The 18,618-nt window shown below is 74.6% G+C and carries 17 protein-coding genes; 7 read left to right on the plus strand and 10 right to left on the minus strand.

What is annotated here, in order from left to right; translation table 11 throughout:
- Position 1: 1 nt before the first annotated feature.
- Positions 2–1,132, minus strand: a complete 1,131-nt coding sequence (gene recA / locus RND61_RS27400) for a recombinase RecA (protein ID WP_315880804.1) — start codon at positions 1,130–1,132, stop codon at positions 2–4.
- 387 nt (positions 1,133–1,519) lie between these two features.
- Between recA and RND61_RS27405 the strand changes: the two genes are divergently transcribed.
- From RND61_RS27405 to RND61_RS27420, 4 genes are all read left to right on the plus strand, one after another.
- On the plus strand, positions 1,520–2,743 hold the full coding sequence (locus tag RND61_RS27405; RefSeq protein WP_315880805.1) for a sensor histidine kinase: 1,224 nt from the start codon (positions 1,520–1,522) through the stop codon (positions 2,741–2,743).
- Entirely contained in the window at positions 2,740–3,405 is a 666-nt protein-coding gene (locus tag RND61_RS27410) for a response regulator transcription factor (protein ID WP_315880806.1), read from the plus strand. The genes RND61_RS27405 and RND61_RS27410 overlap by 4 nt, the downstream gene beginning before the upstream one ends.
- Before the next feature lie 205 nt (positions 3,406–3,610).
- Positions 3,611–4,918: a cytochrome ubiquinol oxidase subunit I gene (locus RND61_RS27415; RefSeq protein ID WP_315880807.1), complete on the plus strand. Its 1,308-nt coding sequence runs from the start codon at positions 3,611–3,613 to the stop codon at positions 4,916–4,918.
- A gap of 15 nt (positions 4,919–4,933) precedes the next feature.
- Positions 4,934–5,719: a cytochrome d ubiquinol oxidase subunit II gene (locus RND61_RS27420; protein ID WP_315880808.1), complete on the plus strand. Its 786-nt coding sequence runs from the start codon at positions 4,934–4,936 to the stop codon at positions 5,717–5,719.
- Between the two features lie 530 nt (positions 5,720–6,249).
- On the opposite strand, the gene RND61_RS27425 is transcribed toward RND61_RS27420, so the two are convergent.
- On the minus strand, positions 6,250–7,551 hold the full coding sequence (locus tag RND61_RS27425; RefSeq protein ID WP_315880809.1) for an AI-2E family transporter: 1,302 nt from the start codon (positions 7,549–7,551) through the stop codon (positions 6,250–6,252).
- Between the two features lie 79 nt (positions 7,552–7,630).
- Positions 7,631–7,825 carry a DUF3046 domain-containing protein gene (locus RND61_RS27430; protein WP_315880810.1) on the minus strand — a complete coding sequence of 65 codons (195 nt, stop codon included), beginning with the start codon at positions 7,823–7,825 and terminating at the stop codon, positions 7,631–7,633.
- Positions 7,826–7,916: 91 nt separating this feature from the next.
- Here RND61_RS27430 and RND61_RS27435 point away from each other — a divergent pair, with 91 nt between their 5' ends.
- Entirely contained in the window at positions 7,917–8,831 is a 915-nt protein-coding gene (locus RND61_RS27435) for a hypothetical protein (RefSeq protein ID WP_315880826.1), read from the plus strand.
- A gap of 25 nt (positions 8,832–8,856) precedes the next feature.
- On the opposite strand, the gene RND61_RS27440 is transcribed toward RND61_RS27435, so the two are convergent.
- From RND61_RS27440 to RND61_RS27450, 3 genes are read right to left on the minus strand one after another with little or no spacing between them, the layout of a single operon-like run.
- Complete coding sequence (locus tag RND61_RS27440; RefSeq protein ID WP_315880811.1) at positions 8,857–9,174, minus strand: AzlD domain-containing protein; 318 nt, start codon at positions 9,172–9,174, stop codon at positions 8,857–8,859.
- On the minus strand, positions 9,171–9,893 hold the full coding sequence (locus tag RND61_RS27445) for an AzlC family ABC transporter permease (RefSeq protein ID WP_315880827.1): 723 nt from the start codon (positions 9,891–9,893) through the stop codon (positions 9,171–9,173). The genes RND61_RS27440 and RND61_RS27445 overlap by 4 nt, the downstream gene beginning before the upstream one ends.
- Positions 9,894–9,936: 43 nt before the next feature.
- Positions 9,937–10,809, minus strand: coding sequence for a helix-turn-helix transcriptional regulator (locus RND61_RS27450; protein ID WP_315880812.1), 873 nt, complete (start codon positions 10,807–10,809; stop codon positions 9,937–9,939).
- 90 nt (positions 10,810–10,899) lie between these two features.
- On the opposite strand from RND61_RS27450, the gene RND61_RS27455 reads away from it, so the two are divergent.
- Both RND61_RS27455 and RND61_RS27460 read left to right on the plus strand, forming a co-directional pair.
- Complete coding sequence (locus tag RND61_RS27455) at positions 10,900–15,519, plus strand: ATP-dependent helicase (RefSeq protein WP_315880813.1); 4,620 nt, start codon at positions 10,900–10,902, stop codon at positions 15,517–15,519.
- 69 nt (positions 15,520–15,588) lie between these two features.
- Entirely contained in the window at positions 15,589–16,392 is an 804-nt protein-coding gene (locus RND61_RS27460) for an Fpg/Nei family DNA glycosylase (RefSeq protein ID WP_315880814.1), read from the plus strand.
- A 126-nt stretch (positions 16,393–16,518) separates the two neighbouring features.
- On the opposite strand, the gene RND61_RS27465 is transcribed toward RND61_RS27460, so the two are convergent.
- The 4 genes from RND61_RS27465 to RND61_RS27480 all read right to left on the minus strand — a co-directional run bounded on the left by RND61_RS27465 (position 16,519) and on the right by RND61_RS27480 (position 18,615).
- Positions 16,519–16,854: a hypothetical protein gene (locus RND61_RS27465; RefSeq protein WP_315880815.1), complete on the minus strand. Its 336-nt coding sequence runs from the start codon at positions 16,852–16,854 to the stop codon at positions 16,519–16,521.
- Between the two features lie 126 nt (positions 16,855–16,980).
- Complete coding sequence (locus RND61_RS27470; protein ID WP_315880816.1) at positions 16,981–17,451, minus strand: Dps family protein; 471 nt, start codon at positions 17,449–17,451, stop codon at positions 16,981–16,983.
- Positions 17,452–17,618: 167 nt separating this feature from the next.
- Entirely contained in the window at positions 17,619–18,002 is a 384-nt protein-coding gene (locus RND61_RS27475) for a helix-turn-helix domain-containing protein (RefSeq protein ID WP_019889909.1), read from the minus strand.
- A 109-nt stretch (positions 18,003–18,111) separates the two neighbouring features.
- Positions 18,112–18,615: a CinA family protein gene (locus RND61_RS27480; protein ID WP_315880817.1), complete on the minus strand. Its 504-nt coding sequence runs from the start codon at positions 18,613–18,615 to the stop codon at positions 18,112–18,114.
- Positions 18,616–18,618: the final 3 nt, after the last annotated feature.

The raw sequence follows: 18,618 nt of genomic DNA on the forward strand, positions 1-18,618 counted from the left end.
GTTACCCCTTGGCCGCTGTGGCCTTGGTCGCCTTGGCTGCCTTCACCGCCGGTGCGGGCACCGTCTTCGCGGCCTCGGCCGTGGCGTCCGCCGCGACCGCGGCGTCCGGGGCCGGCTCCGCCGCCGCGGCGTCCGGCCGGACGCCGACGCCCAGCTTCTCCTTGATCTTCCTCTCGATCTCGTTGGCGAGGTCGGGGTTGTCCTTGAGGAAGTTGCGGGCGTTCTCCTTGCCCTGGCCGAGCTGGTCGCCCTCGTACGTGTACCAGGCGCCGGCCTTGCGGATGAAGCCGTGCTCGACGCCCATGTCGATCAGGCCGCCCTCGCGGCTGATGCCCTCGCCGTAGAGGATGTCGAACTCGGCCTGCTTGAACGGCGGGGCGACCTTGTTCTTGACGACCTTGCAGCGCGTGCGGTTGCCGACCGCGTCCGTGCCGTCCTTGAGCGTCTCGATGCGTCGGATGTCGATGCGCACCGACGCGTAGAACTTCAGCGCGCGACCACCGGTCGTGGTCTCGGGCGAGCCGAACATCACGCCGATCTTCTCGCGGAGCTGGTTGATGAAGATCGCCGTGGTCTTGGACTGGTTGAGCGCGCTGGTGATCTTCCGGAGCGCCTGGCTCATCAGGCGGGCCTGCAGACCCACGTGCGAGTCGCCCATCTCACCCTCGATCTCCGCACGCGGCACGAGCGCGGCGACGGAGTCGATGACGATCAGGTCGAGCGCGCCGGAGCGGACGAGCATGTCCACGATCTCCAGGGCCTGCTCGCCGTTGTCGGGCTGGGAGAGGATCAGGTTGTCGATGTCGACGCCGAGCTTCTTGGCGTACTCGGGGTCGAGGGCGTGCTCCGCGTCGACGAAGGCGACCTGCCCGCCGGCCCTCTGCGCGTTGGCCACGGCGTGCAGGGTCAGAGTCGTCTTGCCGGAGGACTCCGGGCCGTAGATCTCCACCACGCGGCCGCGCGGCAGGCCGCCGACGCCGAGCGCCACGTCGAGCGCGGTGGAGCCGGTCGGGATGACCTCGATGGGCTCGTTCGACCGCTCGCCCATGCGCATCACGGCGCCCTTGCCGAATTGCCGTTCAATCTGTGCGAGCGCGGCGTCGAGCGCCTTCTCGCGGTCGGTTCCTGCCATGGGTTCCACCCGATTTGCTTGAGTCGATCGCTTCACGTCAAAGACGCTAACCCCTGCCACTGACAACGCGCCTCGACGCACCTCCCGGCCTGTGGAAAACCCCCGCCGCAGCAGGCGGAGGACCAGGCCACGCCCTCATAAGAATGGATGTTCGATTTTAGTGTCAAGCGAGCCACGCCCCTGTGGACAGGGGCGTTTCCAGGGTGCCGCGACCACCGGGGCCGGCGCGGGCGGCCCCCTGCGGATGTGAGGTGCCCCACGCGACGGGCACGCCCGCCCGACCGGGCCGTACCGGGCCGTACCGGGCCGGGGGCGGCCGTGTCGGCGCGGGGGCGGGCACCACCTCGGCGGCCCGTCGCGCCCCGGGCGGCGCCTATCCTTCCTGGCATGGCCCTCCCCTCCCCCGTCCGGCGCGGCCGGGTGTCCGCGCGGACGGCCGACCTGGCCGTGACCGCCGTCGTCACCGCCTTCGTGGCCGGCTGGACGGCCGTCTCCATCGCCTCCGCGGCCCCGGGGAGCGAGGCCTTCTCCCGCACCGTCCTCGGCTGGTGCCTGCTCGCCGCGGGGTGCGGCGCGCTGCTGTTCCGGCGCCGCAGGCCGGTGGCCGTCGCCGTCGTCACCCTCCTGGCCTCGGTCGCCTACTACCCGACGAGCTCGTACGACGGCCCGCTGATGGTCACGTTCGCCCTGGCCCTGTACACGACGGCCGCCGAGGGGCGGTTCGTGGCCGCCGTCGCCCTGGCTTCCGCGACGCTGCTCGCGGTCGGGCTGGGCGAGATCCGCCAGGACCCGGGTCGGCGCCAGATCGACGACACGTCCCTGGTGATGCTGGCGGGCTGGCTGATCAGCCTGGTCGCGGTCGGCCGCGCGCAGCGCGCCCGCCTCGCGTACCTCCACGAGGTCGAGCAGCGCGCCCTGGCGGCCGAGCGGGAGCAGGAGGCCCGTGCCCGCCAGAGCGCCACCGAGGAACGGCTGCGCATCGCGCGCGAAGTGCACGACGTCCTCGGCCACAGCCTCTCGCTGATCAGCGTCCAGTCCGGCGCCGCCCTGCACCGGCTGGCCGGGAGGTCCGACGCCGCCGACGCCCTGCCCATCGCCGCGGAGGCACTGGAGGCGGTCAGGGCGACCAGCAAGGACGCCCTGCGGGAACTGCGCGGCACGCTCGGCGCGCTGCGCCAGGCCGACGAGGCCGCGCCCACCGCGCCCGCCTCGGGCCTGGACCGGCTGGACGCGCTGGTCGACCGGGCCCGCGCGGCCGGCCTGGACGTCGTGACCCGCACCGAGGGCACGCCTCGGCCGCTGCCGCCCGCCCTGGACCTCGCCGCGTATCGCATCGTGCAGGAGTCCCTGACGAACGTGACCCGGCACGCGCGCGCCCGCGGGGTGCTGGTCACACTGTCCTGGGCGGACGACGGGCTGCGGCTGCGGATCGAGGACGACGGCGAGGGCTCGCCCGACGCCCACGCGCGCGGCAGCGGCCTGCGCGGCATGGCGGAGCGGGCCAGGGCCTTCGGCGGCGAGTTCACCGCGGGGAACACCGGCCGCGGCTTCCAGGTCTCCGCCCGCCTCCCGTTCACCAGCAGCCTCACCACCACCAAGGGGACCGAATGATCCGCGTCGTGCTCGCCGACGACCAGACCCTCGTACGCGCCGGGTTCCGGTCGATCCTGGCCGACGAGGCGGACATCGAGGTCGTGGGCGAGGCCGCCGACGGCGAGCAGGCCGTCGCCCTCGCCTGGGAGCTGCGCCCGGACGTCGTCCTGATGGACATCCGCATGCCCGGTACGGACGGCCTGGAGGCCACTCGCCGCATCACCGGGGACCCTCGGCTGGAGGGCGTCCGCGTGGTCATCCTGACCACGTTCGACGTCGACGACTACGTGTACGGGGCGCTGCGCGCGGGCGCGTCGGGCTTCCTGGTGAAGGACACCGAGCCGATGGAGCTGCTGCACGGCGTGCGGGTGGTGGCGCGCGGTGACGCGCTGATCGCGCCGGCGGTGACCCGCCGCCTGATCGCCGAGTTCGCGGGCCGCGGCCGGCAGCCGGACCCGAGCCCGCGGCTGAACGCCCTGACCGAGCGGGAGCGCGAGGTGATGGGCCTGGTCGGCGCGGGGCTGTCCAACGACGAGATCGCCCGGCGGCTGGTCCTGTCGCCCGCCACCGCCAAGACGCACGTCAGCCGCATCATGACGAAGCTCGGCGTCCGCGACAGGGCGCAGCTGGTGATCCTCGCGTACGAGTCGGGGATGATCACGCCCGGCTGGCTCGCCTGACCCGGCCCCTCGGCCCCCGGTGCCGCGCGGACGCCGGCGTCACCGGCCCGACCCTGATCCCCACCCCGACGCACCCCCGAGGCTCCGGGCCCCTCCGGTGCGACCACCGGAGTACGCGCGCGTAGGAGGTCGCAACCGGTGGGGTACCCGCACTGACGACCGGTGGGCGACGACGGGGGCGCAGCCGTACTCCGATGCTGGCGGCGTGAATCCAGACGTCTCGGAAGTCCTCGGTCTCGCCCGGTTGCAGTTCGCGCTCACCGCGGGCGGCCACTTCCTGTTCGTCGCCCTCACCCTGGGCCTCGCGACCGTCGTCGCCTGCCTGCAGACGAGGGCGACGTTCGGCGGCGGCGACCTCGACGCCCGCCTGGTGCGGTTCTGGGGGCAGCTGTACGTCGTCAACTACGCCGTCGGGATCGTCACGGGCATCGTCATGGAGTTCCAGTTCGGGCTGAGCTGGAGCGGTCTGACGCACCAGGCGGGCAACATCCTCGGGGCGTCGCTCGCCGTGGAGACGATCGTGGCGTTCTTCGTCGAGTCGACCTTCCTCGGCCTGTGGATCTTCGGCTGGAACCGGCTGGGCCGCTGGACGCACCTCGCGGCCATCTGGATCGTCACCCTCACCGCGTACGCGTCGGCGTACTGGATCCTCGTCTCGAACGGCTTCCTCAACAACCCCGTGGGGCACCGCGTGGAGGGCGACCGGCTGGTCCTCGACGATCCGGTCGCCGTCCTGACGAACCCGAGCGCCCTGCTGGCCTTCGGGCACATCGTGGCCGGTGCGCTGCTCACGGCGGGGTTCTTCATGGCGGCCGTCAGCGCGTACCACCTGTTCCGGCGGACCCCGGAGTGGGCGTTCTTCGGCCGGAGCCTGCGCGTCGGGGTGTTCCTGTCCTTCCCCGCGCTGGTGGTGACGGCCGTCTTCGGCGGACTCCAGATGTCGTCCCTCGCCACGCTGCAGCCCGTGAAGTCGGCGGTGTTCCAGCAGGAGACGGCGGAGATCGCCCGTCTCCAGGCGGAGCTGGCGGCCCGCTTCGGACCGGGCGACTACGTCCCGCCGGAGGCGTGGACCCGGGGCGGCGCCCTGGTCATGCTGATCGCCTTCGGCCTGATGATGTACTTCACCCTCGCCGGGTTCGTCCTGGCCTTCTTCCGGACGGCGGTCTTCCGGTTCCGGGCGTGGCACGTGGCGCTGATCGCCGCCGTACCGCTGCCCTACGTCGCGATGATCAGCGGCTGGGTGTTCCGGGAGGCGGGCCGCCAGCCCTGGGTGGTGTACGGGCTGCTGAAGACCGAGGACGCGGTCTCCGACCTCTCCCCCGCCGCGATGCGCGCCTCCCTGGCGACCTTCACCACCCTGTTCGCGCTGCTCGTCGCCGTCAACGCCTGGCTGCTGGTGCGGCACGCCCGGCGCGGCCCCGCCGACGTGGGCCTGGGCCGCGACGAGCGGCCGGACGCGGACCCCGGCGGCCGTGAGGACCCCGCGGGCGCCCTGCCGGTCCCGCGCTACTGACCCGAGGAGCTTTCCGTGGAGACCCTGGCCATCGCCCTGCTCGGCTTCTACGCCGCCGGTTACTTCGTCCTCGCCGGAGCGGACGTCGGGACCGGGATGGTCGCGCCCTACCTGGGGCGCACCGACCGCGAGCGGCGGCTGGTCATCGCCTCGTTCGCGCCCTTCCTCCTCGGCAACGAGGTGTGGTTGGTCGCCACCGCCGGGCTGCTCGTCGGCTGCTTCCCGGTCCTGGAGGGCGAGTTGCTGAGCGGTCAGTTCGCCGTGATCGTGCCGCTGCTGGTCGGCTGGGTCGTCCGCGACTCGGGCCTGTGGCTGCGGGGGCGGGTCACCGGCCGGGCGGGGCGGGCCTGGCGGGCGGGGTGCGACGGCGCGGTGGTGTGCGGCAGTTGGACGGTGGCCCTCGCGTGGGGCTGGCTGCTGGCCGGGGTGCTCGGCGGCACCCCGGAGAGGCCCGCGTCCGGGGCGGTGGCGCTGGTCACGGCTGCCGCCGTCGCCGCGCTGTTCGCCGCGCACGGGCTGGGCTTCGCGGCCGTCCGGCTTACGGGGCTGCCGTACGAGCGGGCCAGGCGGCTCGTCGGGCGTACGCGCGCGGTGCACTCGTTCGCGTTGACGGCCGTCCTCATGGCCGCCGTCCCCGTGGCCGCGGGGGTGGCGCTGCCGCTGGCCCGGTCGGCGGCGGACCACGCCACGCTCGTCCTGCTCGTCCCCGCCCTGCTCGTGGTGACGCCCCCGCTCGTCGCCGTCCAGGTCTGGTCGTGGTACGTCTTCCGGCACCGCGTGACCGGCCCCTCCTACCTGTGAGCCGGGCTTCCCGGAGCCCCTGCGGGAGGACGTCGGCCACGACCGCGAAGGACACCGTCGGCGAGCGGCCGGACTGCGGCGCGGGAGCGCCTTCGAGCGCCCGGTGGCCTTCCCGCACCGCCACCGCTGGGGGCGGTGCCGCTGCGGGTGGTGCCGGTCGCCGGGAGCGCCGCGGTCTCACCGTCCGTGGGCGGCGCCCACCCCGACGGCTCCTCCCCGCCCGGGACGGACCCGCAGCGGGCCCGCGCGGTGCCGGCACGGCACGGGCCGGCGCGACGGTGCGCATCGCGGAACGGGACGACGCGGACGGGGTGCGGGGCTCGGACGGACGGGATGCGGGGTGCGGGCGTACGGGGTACGCGGTGTGCGGGCGGTACGGGGCACGGAGCACGGGCGTACGGCGGCGCGTCGAGGCGCTCCTCGGCGCGGTCGCGCGGCGCCGGGCGTCACCGGTCTGCGGACCCCGTACGAGGACGGCGCGACCGTCTCGCGCCCCGTCCCGTACGGCTCCGGAAGGCGGCCTTCCGGGGTCAGGCGCCGTCCTCGGGCGGCTCCTGGCCCCGCCCGGTGCGCAGCGCCCGCTGGACCCGGGCCAGCACCATCTCGCCGTGCCGGCGGTGGCCGTGCACCCGCGGGTCCTCCGTCACCGCGTACCGCTTCACGTACGCGCCGAGGAACGCCTGGAGCGTGGCGACCGCGGGGATCGCTATCAGCGCGCCGACCGCGCCGAGCAGCGCGGTGCCCGCGACGACGGAGCCGAAGGCCACCGCCGGGTGGATGTCCACGGTCCGCGCCGTGAGCTTCGGCTGGAGCAGGTAGTTCTCGAACTGCTGGTAGACGACGACGAACGCCAGCACCCACAGCGCGTACCAGGGGGCGACGGTGAAGGCGATCAGCATCGGCAGCGCGCCCGCCAGGTACGTGCCGATGGTGGGCAGGAACTGCGAGACGAGACCGACCCACACGGCGAGCGCGGGCGCGTAGGGAACGCCCAGGAACTCCAGCAGGACGAAGTGCGCCACGCCGGACGCCAGGGCCATCAGCCCGCGCGAGTAGAGGTAGCCGCCGGTCTTGTCGACCGCGATCTCCCAGGCCCGCAGCACCTCCGCCTGCTTCGCCGGGGGGAGGACGGAGCACAGGGCGCGGCGCAGGCGGGGGCCGTCCGCGGCGAAGTAGAACGAGAACAGGAAGATCGTCAGGAGCTTGAAGAGGCCGCCGAGCACGGTGGCGGAGACGTCGAGCACGCCGCTCGCGCTGTTCTCCACGTACTGACGGAGCCAGTCGGAGCGCAGCAGGCTGTCCTGGACCTCGACGCGGGAGAGCTCGGTGTGGAACGTGTGGTTGATCCAGTTGACCAGCGAGTCGAGGTACTTGGGGAGGTCCTCGACCATGTCGACGATCTGACCGGCGAGCATCGACCCGAGGAGGACGACGAAGCCGACGCTCACGACGAGGACCCCCAGGAACACCAGGAACGTCGCCAGGCCCCGGCGCATCCCCCGCGCGGCCATGCGGCCGACCGCGGGCTCGATGGCAAGGGCGAGGAAGAATGCGATCAGGATGTTGATCAGCAACCCGATGAGCTGGTGGAACGCCCAGCTGCCCAGTTGGAAGCAGGCGTAGAGGGCCAGCGCGAGAGTCATCGCCTTCGGCAGCCAGCGCGGCATCCTGGCGGCGCCCGCGGTCGCCGGGGCCGGTCCGCCGGCCGGGGCCGGCGTCTGCGCACCGGTCGGCCCCGACGCCGAACCCGCGGAACCCGCCGGATCGGCGGCGGGCTCAGCGGGCGGATCGGAGTCGGGGGCGGGGTTCTGTGTCTCGTCAGTCGGGGCCACGGGGCAAGTGTCGCGCACGTCGGCGACACCGCGCTCAACCTGTGGACAACCCGGACCCGGCGTGCGGCCCGGCCCCGGATCAGCGCTTGTCGGCGGGGACGCCGACGGCCGCGCACACGGCACGCCACACGTCCTTCGCCTCCCAACCGGCGTCGAACGCCTGGTACACCGTCCGGCCGCCCAGTTCGGACATCACGTGGTCGCGGGCGAAGGACTCGGCGTAGGCCGCGCCGAAGTGGTCCGCCATGCGCTCCCAGAAAATCGTCAACCGCATGCGTCCAGTATCGCGCTCCTGAGAGTGCAGACCGTCCCCGGCCGCTTGCCGGAGGCCCTTTCCGCCCTACGGTCGGAACATGGGTCGACACATGGTTGGAACCCCCCTCGCGCGCGCCGAGCAGTTCGTCTGGCTCACGGCCCGCGTCCTCGAACAACGCCGGTTCGCCTACCACTTCCTGGGCGGGGGCGCCGACGCCGTGGAGGCCGCCCTCGTCCCGTACGCCAACGAGGACGGCGGCTACGGGCACGCCCTGGAGCCGGACGTGCGGGGCCCGGTGAGCCAGCCGCTGCACACGGCGCACGCGCTGCGCGTGCTCGACTCGATCGACCGGTGCGGCGGGCTGCGCGTGGAGCGGGTCTGCCGGTACCTGACCGGTGTCTCCACCCGCGACGGAGCGTTGCCCGCCGTCCACCCGTCGGTGCGCGGCTATCCCGTCGCGCCGTTCGTCCCGGTCGTCGACGACCCGCCGAGCGACCTACTGACCACGGGACCCGTGGTCGGGCTGCTCCACCGCAACCAGGTCTGGCACGCGTGGCTGTTCCGCGCCACCGACTTCTGCTGGGCGGCGGTCGACGCGATCGGGAGGGACCGGCCGACGCACCCGTACGAGGCCGAGGCCGCCGTGGCGTTCCTCGACGGGGTCCCCGACCGGGCCCGGGCGGAGGCGGCGGCCGACCGGCTGGGCCGGGTGGTGCGGGGACAGCGGCTGGCGGTGCTGGAGCCGGAGCGGGCCGACGCGTATCCGCTCGCCCCCGGGTACGCGCCGGGCGAGTACCACTTCCCGCACGACTACGCGCGCGTGCCGGACTCGCTCGCCCGGCGGTGGTTCACCGACGAGGAGATGGCCCGCTCCCTGGACCACCTGGTGGCCGCGCAGTCCGATGACGGCGGCTGGCCGGTCGGCTGGCGGCAGTGGGCGCCGGGCACCGCCCTGGAGTCGCGGCCGATCGTCACGATCGAGGCGCTGCGCACGCTGCGGGCGTACGGCCGCAGCGTCGGCTGACGGGCCCGGCCCGCCGCCGCGCGCGTCAGCCGCCCAGCGCCCGCACCCCGGCCGTGACCACCACGGCCACGGCGACGACCACCAGGAACGGCGCGCGGAGCACCAGGGCGAGGGCCGCGGCGGCGAGACCCGCTCCGCGCGCGTCGACGACGAGCGCGCCGTCCGCGCTGAACGTCTGCTGCGCGGTGAGCGCGGCGAGCAGGGCGACCGGCAGCAGCGCCGCCAGGCGCCGCACGAGGGGCCGTTCCAGGGTGTCGGCCGGCACCAGCAGACCGCCGAGCTTCAGCAGGTAGCAGCCGGCGGTGGTCAGGCCGATCGCGACCCAGACGGTGGTGGCGCTCATCGCCGGTCCTCCTCGCGTCCTCGTAGCCACAGCACGGCGGGGGCGGCCAGCGCCGCGACGAGCACCGGCACGCCGGCGGGCAGCACCGGCAGGAACCCGAGCCCCAGGACCACCGCCAGGCCGGCGACGGCGCGGTCGGTGGTGGAGCGGAGCATCGGGGCCAGCAGGGCGAGGAAGACGGCCGGTCCGGCGGCGTCGAGCCCCCAGGCGCCGGTGTCGCCGACGGCCTCCGCGCCCAGGGCACCGGCGAGCGTGGTGAGGTTCCACAGCACGTACAGGGTGAGGCCGGTGACGGTGAAGCCGATCCTGGCGGCGCGACGCGTGGGCTGGGCGAGGGCCACCGCCGTCGTCTCGTCGATGACCCAGTGGGCGCCGAGCGGGCGCAGCGCGCGCGGGAGGGCCAGGAGCTGGGAGAGGCGGAGCCCGTAGAAGGCGTTGCGGGTGCCGAGGAAGAAGGCGCCCGCGGCGGCGGTGAACGGGTTGCCCCCGGCGGCCAGCGCGCCGACGAGCGCGAACTGCGAGGCACCGGTGAAGACGAGCAGGCTGAGCGCGCAGGTCTGGAGGAGGTCGAGCCCGGCGCCGACCGAGGTGACGCCGAACGCGAAACCGGAGAGGCCGACGGCGACGCCGACCCCGAGGGAGTCCCGTACGACGGCCCGGTCCGGCTTCGCCGCGTCCGTGTGCCGCGCCGCGTCCGCGTGCGCGGCGTGCTCCGCCATGGGTGCTGCTGATGGTGTTGACTGTTCTGCCACGCCCGGCACGCTAAGGCCGCTCCGCGCTCCCGGTCTTGTACGTTCTTGCGCGCTCCCGCTGGTAGGCGCCCGGCGGGACGCCGACGATCCGGGTGAAGTGGCGGTTGAGGTGGGGCTGGTCGGTGAAGCCGACCGCCACGGCCGCGTCGCCGGGTGCCCTGCCCGCCTCCAGGAGGCGGCGGGCGGCCCGTACGCGCGCGTTGGTGAGCCAGGTGTGGGGCGGCATCCCGTACGCCGCCTTGAAGGCGCGCAGCAGCGCGAACGGGCTGGTGCCGAGCTCCCGGGCGAGCTGTTCCAGGGACGGCGGCCCGGTCATGCGGTCGAGGAGCACCTCGCGCGCGGCGGCGGCCGTGCGGGCTCCGGCCGGGCGCGGGGTCCGCTGCGGGAGGGTCCGGCCGTGGCGGCGCAGCAGCCGGGCGACGGCGACGCGCAGGATGCTGTCGGCGGCGAGGGCGTTGCCCTCCTCGGCCGCGCGGTGCACGGCGCCGATCAGCCGGGCGGTGCTCTCGTCCTCGACGATGGTCTCGCCGAAGGCGACCGTGCCGCGCAGACTGGTCTCCTCCTCGGCGATCCCGGCGACCAGCCGCGACGACGGGTAGAGCGTGGTGTACGACCAGCCTTCGGGCACCCCGGCGCGCGCGGAGTGCGGCACCTCGGGGTTGATCATGACGACGGTGCCGGGACGGGCCTTGATCGTGCCCTCCGGCATGACGACGTCCTCGATGCCCCGGCGGACGGCGCCCAGCACGTAGCCCTCGTGGCTGTGGCGGGAGAAGGAGTGGCGGACGTAGCGGGCGCGCAGCAGGTCGAGGCCGGGCAGGCCCGGGTACTGCCAGTGCCGGGCCCACTCGTCGGGCCGTCCGCCGTCCGGGGTGGTCGCCATGTCCCCATTCTGCGCCCGCCCGCACCTCGCTGACCTGCCGGTCCGCGGTGTGGACGCCGGTTGTCAGTGGTGGGGTGCACGATGGGGGGCATGGCCGGGACCGCACTCGACTCCTTCTCCCCCGCGACCCGCGGCTGGTTCACGGGGGCGTTCAGCGCGCCCACCGCCGCCCAGGAAGGGGCGTGGCGGGCGATCGGCGCGGGCTCGGACGTGCTGGTGGTCGCCCCGACGGGGTCCGGCAAGACGCTGGCGGCCTTCCTCGCCGCCCTGGACCGGCTGGCGTCCGCGCCGCCGCCCGCCGACCCGAAGAAGCGCTGCCGGGTGCTGTACGTGTCGCCGTTGAAGGCGTTGGCGGTCGACGTGGAGCGGAACCTGCGCAGCCCACTGACGGGCATCCGCCAGGAGGCGGTGCGGCGGGGGCTGCCGGAGCCGGAGGTGCGGGTCGGGATCCGCTCGGGGGACACGTCGGCCGCCGAGCGGCGGTCGCTGGCGACGCGCCCGCCGGACATCCTCATCACCACGCCGGAGTCGCTGTTCCTGATGCTGACGTCCGCCGCGCGCGACGCGCTGGCGGGGGTGGAGACGGTGATCCTCGACGAGGTGCACGCCGTGGCGGGCACGAAGCGGGGCGCCCACCTGGCGCTGTCCCTGGAGCGGCTCGACGAGCTGCTGCCCCGCCCCGCGCGCAGGATCGGCCTGTCCGCGACGGTGCGGCCGGTGGACGAGGTGGCGCGGTTCCTGTCGCCGCGGCGGAAGGCCGAGGTGGTCCAGCCGCCGTCCGGCAAGGAGTTCGACCTGTCCGTGGTGGTGCCCGTCGAGGACCTGGGCGAGTTGGGCGGTTCGCCGGCCGCCGACGCGGGCGACGGCCCCGGCGGGAAGCCGTCGATCTGGCCGCACGTCGAGGAGCGGATCGCGGACCTGGTGCAGGAGCACCGGTCGACGATCGTGTTCGCCAACTCGCGGCGCCTGGCCGAGCGGTTGTGCAACCGGCTCAACGAGATCGCGTACGAGCGGGCCACGGGCGAAGCGCTGCCCGCCGACGCCTCCCCCGCCGAGCTGATGGCCCAGTCCGGTGCCGCCAAGGGCGCACCGCCGCTGCTGGCGCGGGCGCACCACGGCTCGGTCTCCAAGGAGCAGCGGGCCCTGGTCGAGGAGGACCTGAAGGCCGGCCGCCTGCCCGCCGTGGTGGCCACGTCCAGCCTGGAGCTGGGCATCGACATGGGCGCGGTCGACCTGGTCGTCCAGGTCGAGTCGCCGCCCTCCGTGGCGTCCGGGCTCCAGCGCGTGGGCCGCGCCGGGCACCAGGTGGGTGCCGTGTCGCGGGGCGTGGTGTTCCCGAAGTACCGGGGCGACCTGGTGCAGGCGGCGGTGGTGACGGAGCGGATGCGACAGGGCGCGATCGAGTCGCTGCGCGTCCCGGCCAATCCGCTGGACGTGCTGGCCCAGCAGCTCGTCGCCATGGTCGCGCTGGACACGTGGAGTTACGACGACCTGCTGGCGCTGGTGCGGCGGGCGGCCCCGTTCGCGTCGTTGCCCGAGTCGGCGTTCACGGCCGTGCTGGACATGCTCGCCGGGCGCTATCCGTCGGACGCGTTCGCGGAGCTGCGCCCGCGCGTGGTGTGGGACCGGGTCGCCGGGACGGTCACGGGACGCCCCGGCGCCCAGCGCCTGGCCGTCACCTCGGGCGGCACGATCCCCGACCGGGGCCTGTTCGGGGTCTTCCTGGCGGGCGCCGATCCGAAGCGGGGCGGGGGCCGGGTCGGGGAGCTCGACGAGGAGATGGTGTACGAGTCGCGCGTCGGCGACGTGTTCACGCTCGGTACGTCGTCGTGGCGGATCGAGGACATCACGCGCGACCGGGTGCTGGTGTCGCCCGCACCCGGCGTGCCGGGCCGGCTGCCGTTCTGGAAGGGCGACCAGTTGGGCCGTCCGCTCGAACTGGGGCGGGCGGTGGGGGCGTTCCTGCGGGAGGTCGGTTCGCTGGCACCGGACGACGCGCGGGCGCGGCTGACCGCTGCGGGCCTGGACGCGTGGGCCGCCGACAACGTCCTGGCGTACCTGGACGAGCAGCGCCGCGCCTGCGGGCACGTGCCGGACGACCGGACGGTCCTCGTGGAGCGGTTCCGCGACGAGCTGGGCGACTGGCGCGTGGTGGTGCACTCGCCGTTCGGCGCGCAGGTGCACGCCCCGTGGGCGCTCGCGCTGGGCGCCCGGCTCGCGGAGCGGTACGGCATGGACGCCCAGGTCATGCACGCCGACGACGGCATCGTCCTGCGCCTGCCGGACGCCGATCTGATGGGCCTCGACCTGCTGGACCAGGAACCGGTCGCGCCGGGCCCGGAGTGTGACAGCGAACAGGTACCCGTCGGCGCCGCCGACGTCGTCTTCGACAAGGGCGAGGTCGACCGGATCGTCACCGAGCAGGTCGGCGGTTCGGCCCTGTTCGCGTCCCGCTTCCGGGAGTGCGCCGCCCGTGCGTTGCTGCTGCCCAGGCGCGACCCCGGCAGGCGCACCCCGTTGTGGCAGCAGCGCCAGCGCGCGGCGCAACTGCTCCAGGTGGCGAGCGAGTTCGGTTCGTTCCCGATCGTCCTGGAGGCGGTCCGCGAGTGCCTCCAGGACGTGTTCGACGTGCCGGGCCTCCAGGAGCTGATGGGGGACATCGAGTCGCGCCGCGTCCGGCTGGTGGAGGTCACCACGCCCGAGCCGTCGCCGTTCGCCCGTTCGCTGCTGTTCGGGTACGTCGCCCAGTTCCTGTACGAGGGGGACTCCCCGCTCGCCGAGCGCCGCGCGGCCGCCCTGTCCCTGGACTCGCGGCTGCTGGCGGAGCTGCTGGGCCAGGCGGAGCTGCGCGAGCTGCTCGACCCGGAGGTGCTGGCCGAGCTGGAGCGCGAGCTGCAGTGGCGTACGGACGAGCGCCGGGTGAAGGACCCGGAGGGCGTCGCCGACGCGCTGCGCGTGCTGGGCCCGCTCACGGAGGCCGAGCTGGTCGAGCGGGGCGCCGACCCCGCCTGGCCCGAGGAGCTGGCGGCCGCCCGTCGGGTGATCCGGGTCCGGATCGCGGGCGTCGACCACTGGGCGGCCGTCGAGGACGCCGGCCGCCTCCGCGACGCGCTGGGCACGGCGCTGCCGGTCGGTGTCCCCGAGGCGTTCACGGAGCCGGTGAAGGACCCGCTGGGCGACCTCCTGGCGCGCTACGCGCGCACCCACGGCCCGTTCACGTCCGCGCGGGCCGCCGCCCGGTTCGGCCTCGGCACGGCCGTCACGGACGGGGCGCTGCACCGCCTCGCCGCGGACGGCCGCGTCGTGCAGGGCGAGTTCCACCCCTCGGGCATCGGCCAGGAGTGGTGCGACACCGCGGTGCTGCGCCGGCTGCGGCGCCGCTCCCTGGCCGCGCTGCGCCAGGAGCTGGAGCCGGTCCCGCCGGCCGCGCTCGCCACGTTCCTGCCGCAGTGGCAGCACGTGGGGAGCGGCGGGCTGCGCGGCATCGACGGCCTGGCCCGCGCGATCGAGCAGCTGCAGGGCGCGCCCGTACCCGCGTCGGCGCTGGAGAAGCTGGTCCTGCCGTCCCGCGTCCGCGACTACGGCCCCCAGCTCCTCGACGAGCTGACCACCACCGGCGAGGTCGTGTGGGCGGGTGCGGGCTCGCTGCCCGGCAAGGACGGCTGGGTGTCCCTGTACCTCGCCGACACCGCGCCGCTGCTCCTGCCGCCGCCGCACCCGCTGGAGCCGACGCCGCTCCACGAGTCCGTGCTCGCCGCCCTGTCCGGCGGTTACGGGCTGTTCTTCCGTCAGATCGCCGACCAGGTCCGGGCGACCACGCACCCGGACGCCACGGACACCCAGCTCGCCGACGCCCTGTGGGACCTCGCCTGGTCCGGCCGGCTCACCAACGACACCCTCGCCCCGCTGCGCGCCGTACTCGGCTCCGGCCGTACGGCGGGCTCCACGGCGCACCGGGCCAGGCGCCCCGTCCCGCGCGGCCGGTACGGCACGCCGACCGCCGCCGTCCGCCCCGCGTCCCGCTCCGGCCCGCCCACGGTGAGCGGCCGCTGGTCCCTGCTGCCGCCCGCCGAGCCCGAGCCCACGCACCGCGCCCACGCCCTGGCCCGGACGCTGCTGGACCGACACGGCGTGGTCACGCGCGGCGCGGTGGCCGCCGAGGGCGTCGAGGGCGGCTTCTCCGCCACGTACCGGGTCCTGTCCGCTTTCGAGGACAGCGGCCAGGCCCGCCGCGGCTACGTCGTGGAGGGGCTGGGCGCCGCCCAGTTCGCGATGGACGGGGCCGTGGACCGGCTGCGGGCGGCGGCGTCGGCCCGGGAGCGCGCCGAAGGGTCCGCCGCCCCGCAGGCCGTCGTCCTGGCGGCCGCCGACCCGGCCAACGCGTACGGCGCGGCCCTCCCCTGGCCCGAGCCGCCGACCGGCGCGGGCCACAAGCCGGGCCGGAAGGCGGGCTCGCTGGTGGTCCTGGTGGACGGCGAGCTGACGCTGTACGTGGAGCGCGGCGGCAAGACCCTGCTGTCCTGGCCCCTCGACCCGGAGGACCCGGCCCTCCGGGCCGCCGCGGAGGCACTGGCGGCCGCCGCGGGCGCGCTGGGCACGGTCACGGTGGAGCGCGTCAACGGCGCGGCCGCCCTGACGTCCCCCCTCTCCCGTGCCCTGGAGGCCGCGGGCTTCCACGCCACCCCGAGGGGGCTGCGCCTACGCGCCTGACGGCCCCGTCGGCAGCCCTGCGCGCGCGGGCGCGCCGAAGGGCCGGTCCTCCGGCGCATCATGGATGCCATGCCCGAAGGAGACACGGTCTGGCTGACCGCCCATCAGTTGCACGGCGCCCTCGCCGGCCGGCTCCTGACCCGGTCGGACCTGCGCGTCCCGAAGCTCGCCACCACCGATCTGACCGGCCGGGCCGTCGTCGGCGTCGTCCCGCGCGGCAAGCACCTGCTCACGCGGATCGAGGGCGGCCTCACCCTCCACTCGCACCTGCGGATGGACGGGGCCTGGCACGTGTACGCGGCGGACGAGCGCTGGCGCGGCGGACCGGGACACGAGATCCGCGCGGTCCTCGACACCGCCGCGCACACCGCGGTCGGCTACCGGCTGCCCGTCCTGGAACTGCTCCGCACCGTCGACGAACCGGCCGTCGTGGGCCATCTGGGCCCGGACCCGCTCGGCCCGGACTGGGACTTCGAAGAGGCCGTGCGGCGCGTCCTCGCCGACCCGGCCCGCCCGCTCGGCGAGGCCCTCCTCGACCAGCGGAACCTGGCCGGCATCGGCAACGTCTACAAGTGCGAGCTGGCCTTCCTGGCCGGCGTCACGCCGTGGCTGCCGGTCGGCGACCTCCCCGCCGGCGTGCCGGAGCGGCTGGTCGCGACGGCCCGGCGCCTGCTGGACGAGAACAAGGGCCGCTTCGACCGCCGCACCGTGCCCGGTGGCCGCGCCGATCGCCGCCTGTACGTGTACGGGCGCCGCCACCGGCCCTGTTACCGCTGCGGGGCCCCGATCCGCTGGTACGGCGGCGGGGACGACGCCCGCGATCGCGTCTCCTACTGGTGCCCCGGCTGCCAGACCGGCCCCGCACCGGCCTGATCACTCGTCCCGCCGCGCCCGGACACGGGCGCGGCGAGGGCCTCGTGACGCCCCCGCGAGTACTCCTGACACCCTCTCAAACCCCTCAACCCCCAACGACTCAACCCCTACAGCCACCCAGCCCCTTCAGCCTTCGGAGCCGCCCCCGCCGCGCGGCCGGCGCGGCACCCCCCGGCCGAAGGCCCCCACGACATCCCACACGAGGCCCCGCAGCGCCTCCGGGAACGAGTCGCGCACCGCCGCGCGCCACCGGGAGCGCCGCCCGGCTGGCCGCCCAGGCCCGGGCGCCGCCGCGACGTGCACCGGGAGCAGGCTGAGCCCCCAGCCGCTCGCCGCCGCGACCCCTTCGACCAGTCCGGCCCGGTCGGGCAGGAGCGCCAGGCGCAACACCGCCCACCACCACAATCCGCCCAGTACGAGCGCCGACGCCAGCGCCGGCAGCGGGACTCGTCGCCGTACCATGCCGCCTCCTCCGGTCGACGCTAGACCGGCCCGATCACCGGGCGGGAGGGCGCACCGGAGCAGCCGCCGGCGCACCCACCGCCTCACACACGGCCGCCGGGCCCGAGGGCCCGGCGGCGGGTCGCGTCAGACGTTCTCGGCCTGGAACATCCACGCGTGCTTCTCGAGTTCGGCGGTCAGCCCGATGAGCAGGTCCTGGGTGACCGGGTCCGGCTCGTCGGTCACCGCGACCCGCTCCCGCATCCGCTCGATGACCGCGACGAGCGCGTCCACCATGATCCGTACGGCGTCCTGGTCCTGGATCCACCCGGTCGGCACCTCGCCAATGGCACTGCCGGACGCCACCGACGCGGCGCGCCCGTCGGGGTTGATGCCGAGGGCCGAGGCGCGCTCCGCCACCACGTCGGAGTGCGTCCGGGCGGTGGTCACGACCTCGTCGAGCTGCAGGTGGATGGAGCGGAAGCGCGACCCGATCACATTCCAGTGGACCTGCTTGGCCACCAGCGACAGGTCGATCAGGTCCACGAGGGCCCCCTGCAGGGCCTCCCCGACCGTCTTCAGGTCGGCATCGGACAGCGAACTCTTGACGACAGCCATGCGAATCCTCCATTCCGTGCGCACGTTCCACCATGACACACAGCGCGCAAAACGGGCATTCAACTAAAAGCGAAAGCCCCGGTCGGCACCTCGGGTACCCGGCCGGGGCTCAGCCCAAAACGTCGATCCGACGGAACCGCGGTGGATGGACCGCGGAACCGGGCGGATCAGGCGGCGACGACGTCCACCGCTTCCGCGGGCGCCTTGATGGTCACCCGCTCCGTCGGCACACCCGCCACCGACGTCACGGACACAGAATTGAGCATCGGGCGCACTGGCGCGGGCACCGGCTCACTCGCCGCTGCCGATTCCGCCAGCTCCGCCAGCGACAGCTCGTCGCTCACTTCTCGCATGAGCTCGGACATCCGTACGTCCAGCGCGTCGCAGATCGCGGAGAGCAGTTCGGAGGAAGCCTCCTTCTGCCCCCGCTCCACCTCGGAAAGATAGCCGAGTGATACTCGGGCGGACGAGGAGACTTCGCGCAGAGTACGGCCCTGGCGCTGGCGCTGCCGACGCAGCACGTCACCCAGCAGGCGACGGAGCAGAATCATCGGTGGCTCCCTCCTCGGACCGCGTAGCCGCATCCTTCACGCCCCACCGTACCGCCTCGCGCTGCGGCCGTGCGGGGAGCGATGTCGTGTTCACTCAGGGCTGCAAACATCAATTCCCCCCGTTCTGTTCCGTATCCTTTGCCCGCGCATTCTCCGAGAGTTCGTCCACGAGCAGCTCCAGCACGCTCCGTACACTCTCTCTACGGATTTCCGCGCGGTCGCCGTTCAACCGCAAAGCGGCCACTTTCCCCTCGGCGGCGGCGCCGCCGGGCGGCCCGCACACGGCCACGTACACGCTCCCCACCGGCTGCCCGTCCTGCGGGTCGGGGCCCGCCACCCCCGTCGTCGCGGCGCCCCACGCGGCGCCCAGCCGGTCCCGTACGCCCCGCGCCATCTGCAGCGCGACCTCCGCGTCGACCGCTCCGCGCCGCTCCAGCAGCTCCCCGTCGACACCGAGCAGGTCCCGCTTGAGCGGCGTGGCGTACGCCGTGACGGACCCGCGGAAAGCGCGGGAGGCGCCCGGCACGGCGGTCAGCTCCGCGGCGACCAGGCCACCCGTGAGCGACTCGGCCACGGCGAGCGTCTGGTCACGCTCCGCTAGCAGACGTAGCACGCG

It is taken from the genome of Streptomyces tamarix (assembly GCF_032423885.1).
GTDB lineage: Bacteria > Actinomycetota > Actinomycetes > Streptomycetales > Streptomycetaceae > Streptomyces > Streptomyces tamarix.

Excerpts from the sequence above, each read along its gene's own strand:
- recA (WP_315880804.1), bottom strand. The coding sequence starts at position 1,132 with ATGGCAGGAACCGACCGCGAGAAGGCGCTCGACGCCGCGCTCGCACAG.
- RND61_RS27405 (WP_315880805.1), top strand. The coding sequence starts at position 1,520 with ATGGCCCTCCCCTCCCCCGTCCGGCGCGGCCGGGTGTCCGCGCGGACG.
- RND61_RS27410 (WP_315880806.1), top strand. The coding sequence starts at position 2,740 with ATGATCCGCGTCGTGCTCGCCGACGACCAGACCCTCGTACGCGCCGGG.
- RND61_RS27430 (WP_315880810.1), bottom strand. The coding sequence starts at position 7,825 with ATGCGGTTGACGATTTTCTGGGAGCGCATGGCGGACCACTTCGGCGCG.
- RND61_RS27435 (WP_315880826.1), top strand. The coding sequence starts at position 7,917 with ATGGTTGGAACCCCCCTCGCGCGCGCCGAGCAGTTCGTCTGGCTCACG.
- RND61_RS27440 (WP_315880811.1), bottom strand. The coding sequence starts at position 9,174 with ATGAGCGCCACCACCGTCTGGGTCGCGATCGGCCTGACCACCGCCGGC.
- RND61_RS27445 (WP_315880827.1), bottom strand. The coding sequence starts at position 9,893 with ATGGCGGAGCACGCCGCGCACGCGGACGCGGCGCGGCACACGGACGCG.
- RND61_RS27450 (WP_315880812.1), bottom strand. The coding sequence starts at position 10,809 with ATGGCGACCACCCCGGACGGCGGACGGCCCGACGAGTGGGCCCGGCAC.
- RND61_RS27455 (WP_315880813.1), top strand. The coding sequence starts at position 10,900 with ATGGCCGGGACCGCACTCGACTCCTTCTCCCCCGCGACCCGCGGCTGG.
- RND61_RS27460 (WP_315880814.1), top strand. The coding sequence starts at position 15,589 with ATGCCCGAAGGAGACACGGTCTGGCTGACCGCCCATCAGTTGCACGGC.
- RND61_RS27465 (WP_315880815.1), bottom strand. The coding sequence starts at position 16,854 with ATGGTACGGCGACGAGTCCCGCTGCCGGCGCTGGCGTCGGCGCTCGTA.
- RND61_RS27470 (WP_315880816.1), bottom strand. The coding sequence starts at position 17,451 with ATGGCTGTCGTCAAGAGTTCGCTGTCCGATGCCGACCTGAAGACGGTC.
- RND61_RS27475 (WP_019889909.1), bottom strand. The coding sequence starts at position 18,002 with ATGATTCTGCTCCGTCGCCTGCTGGGTGACGTGCTGCGTCGGCAGCGC.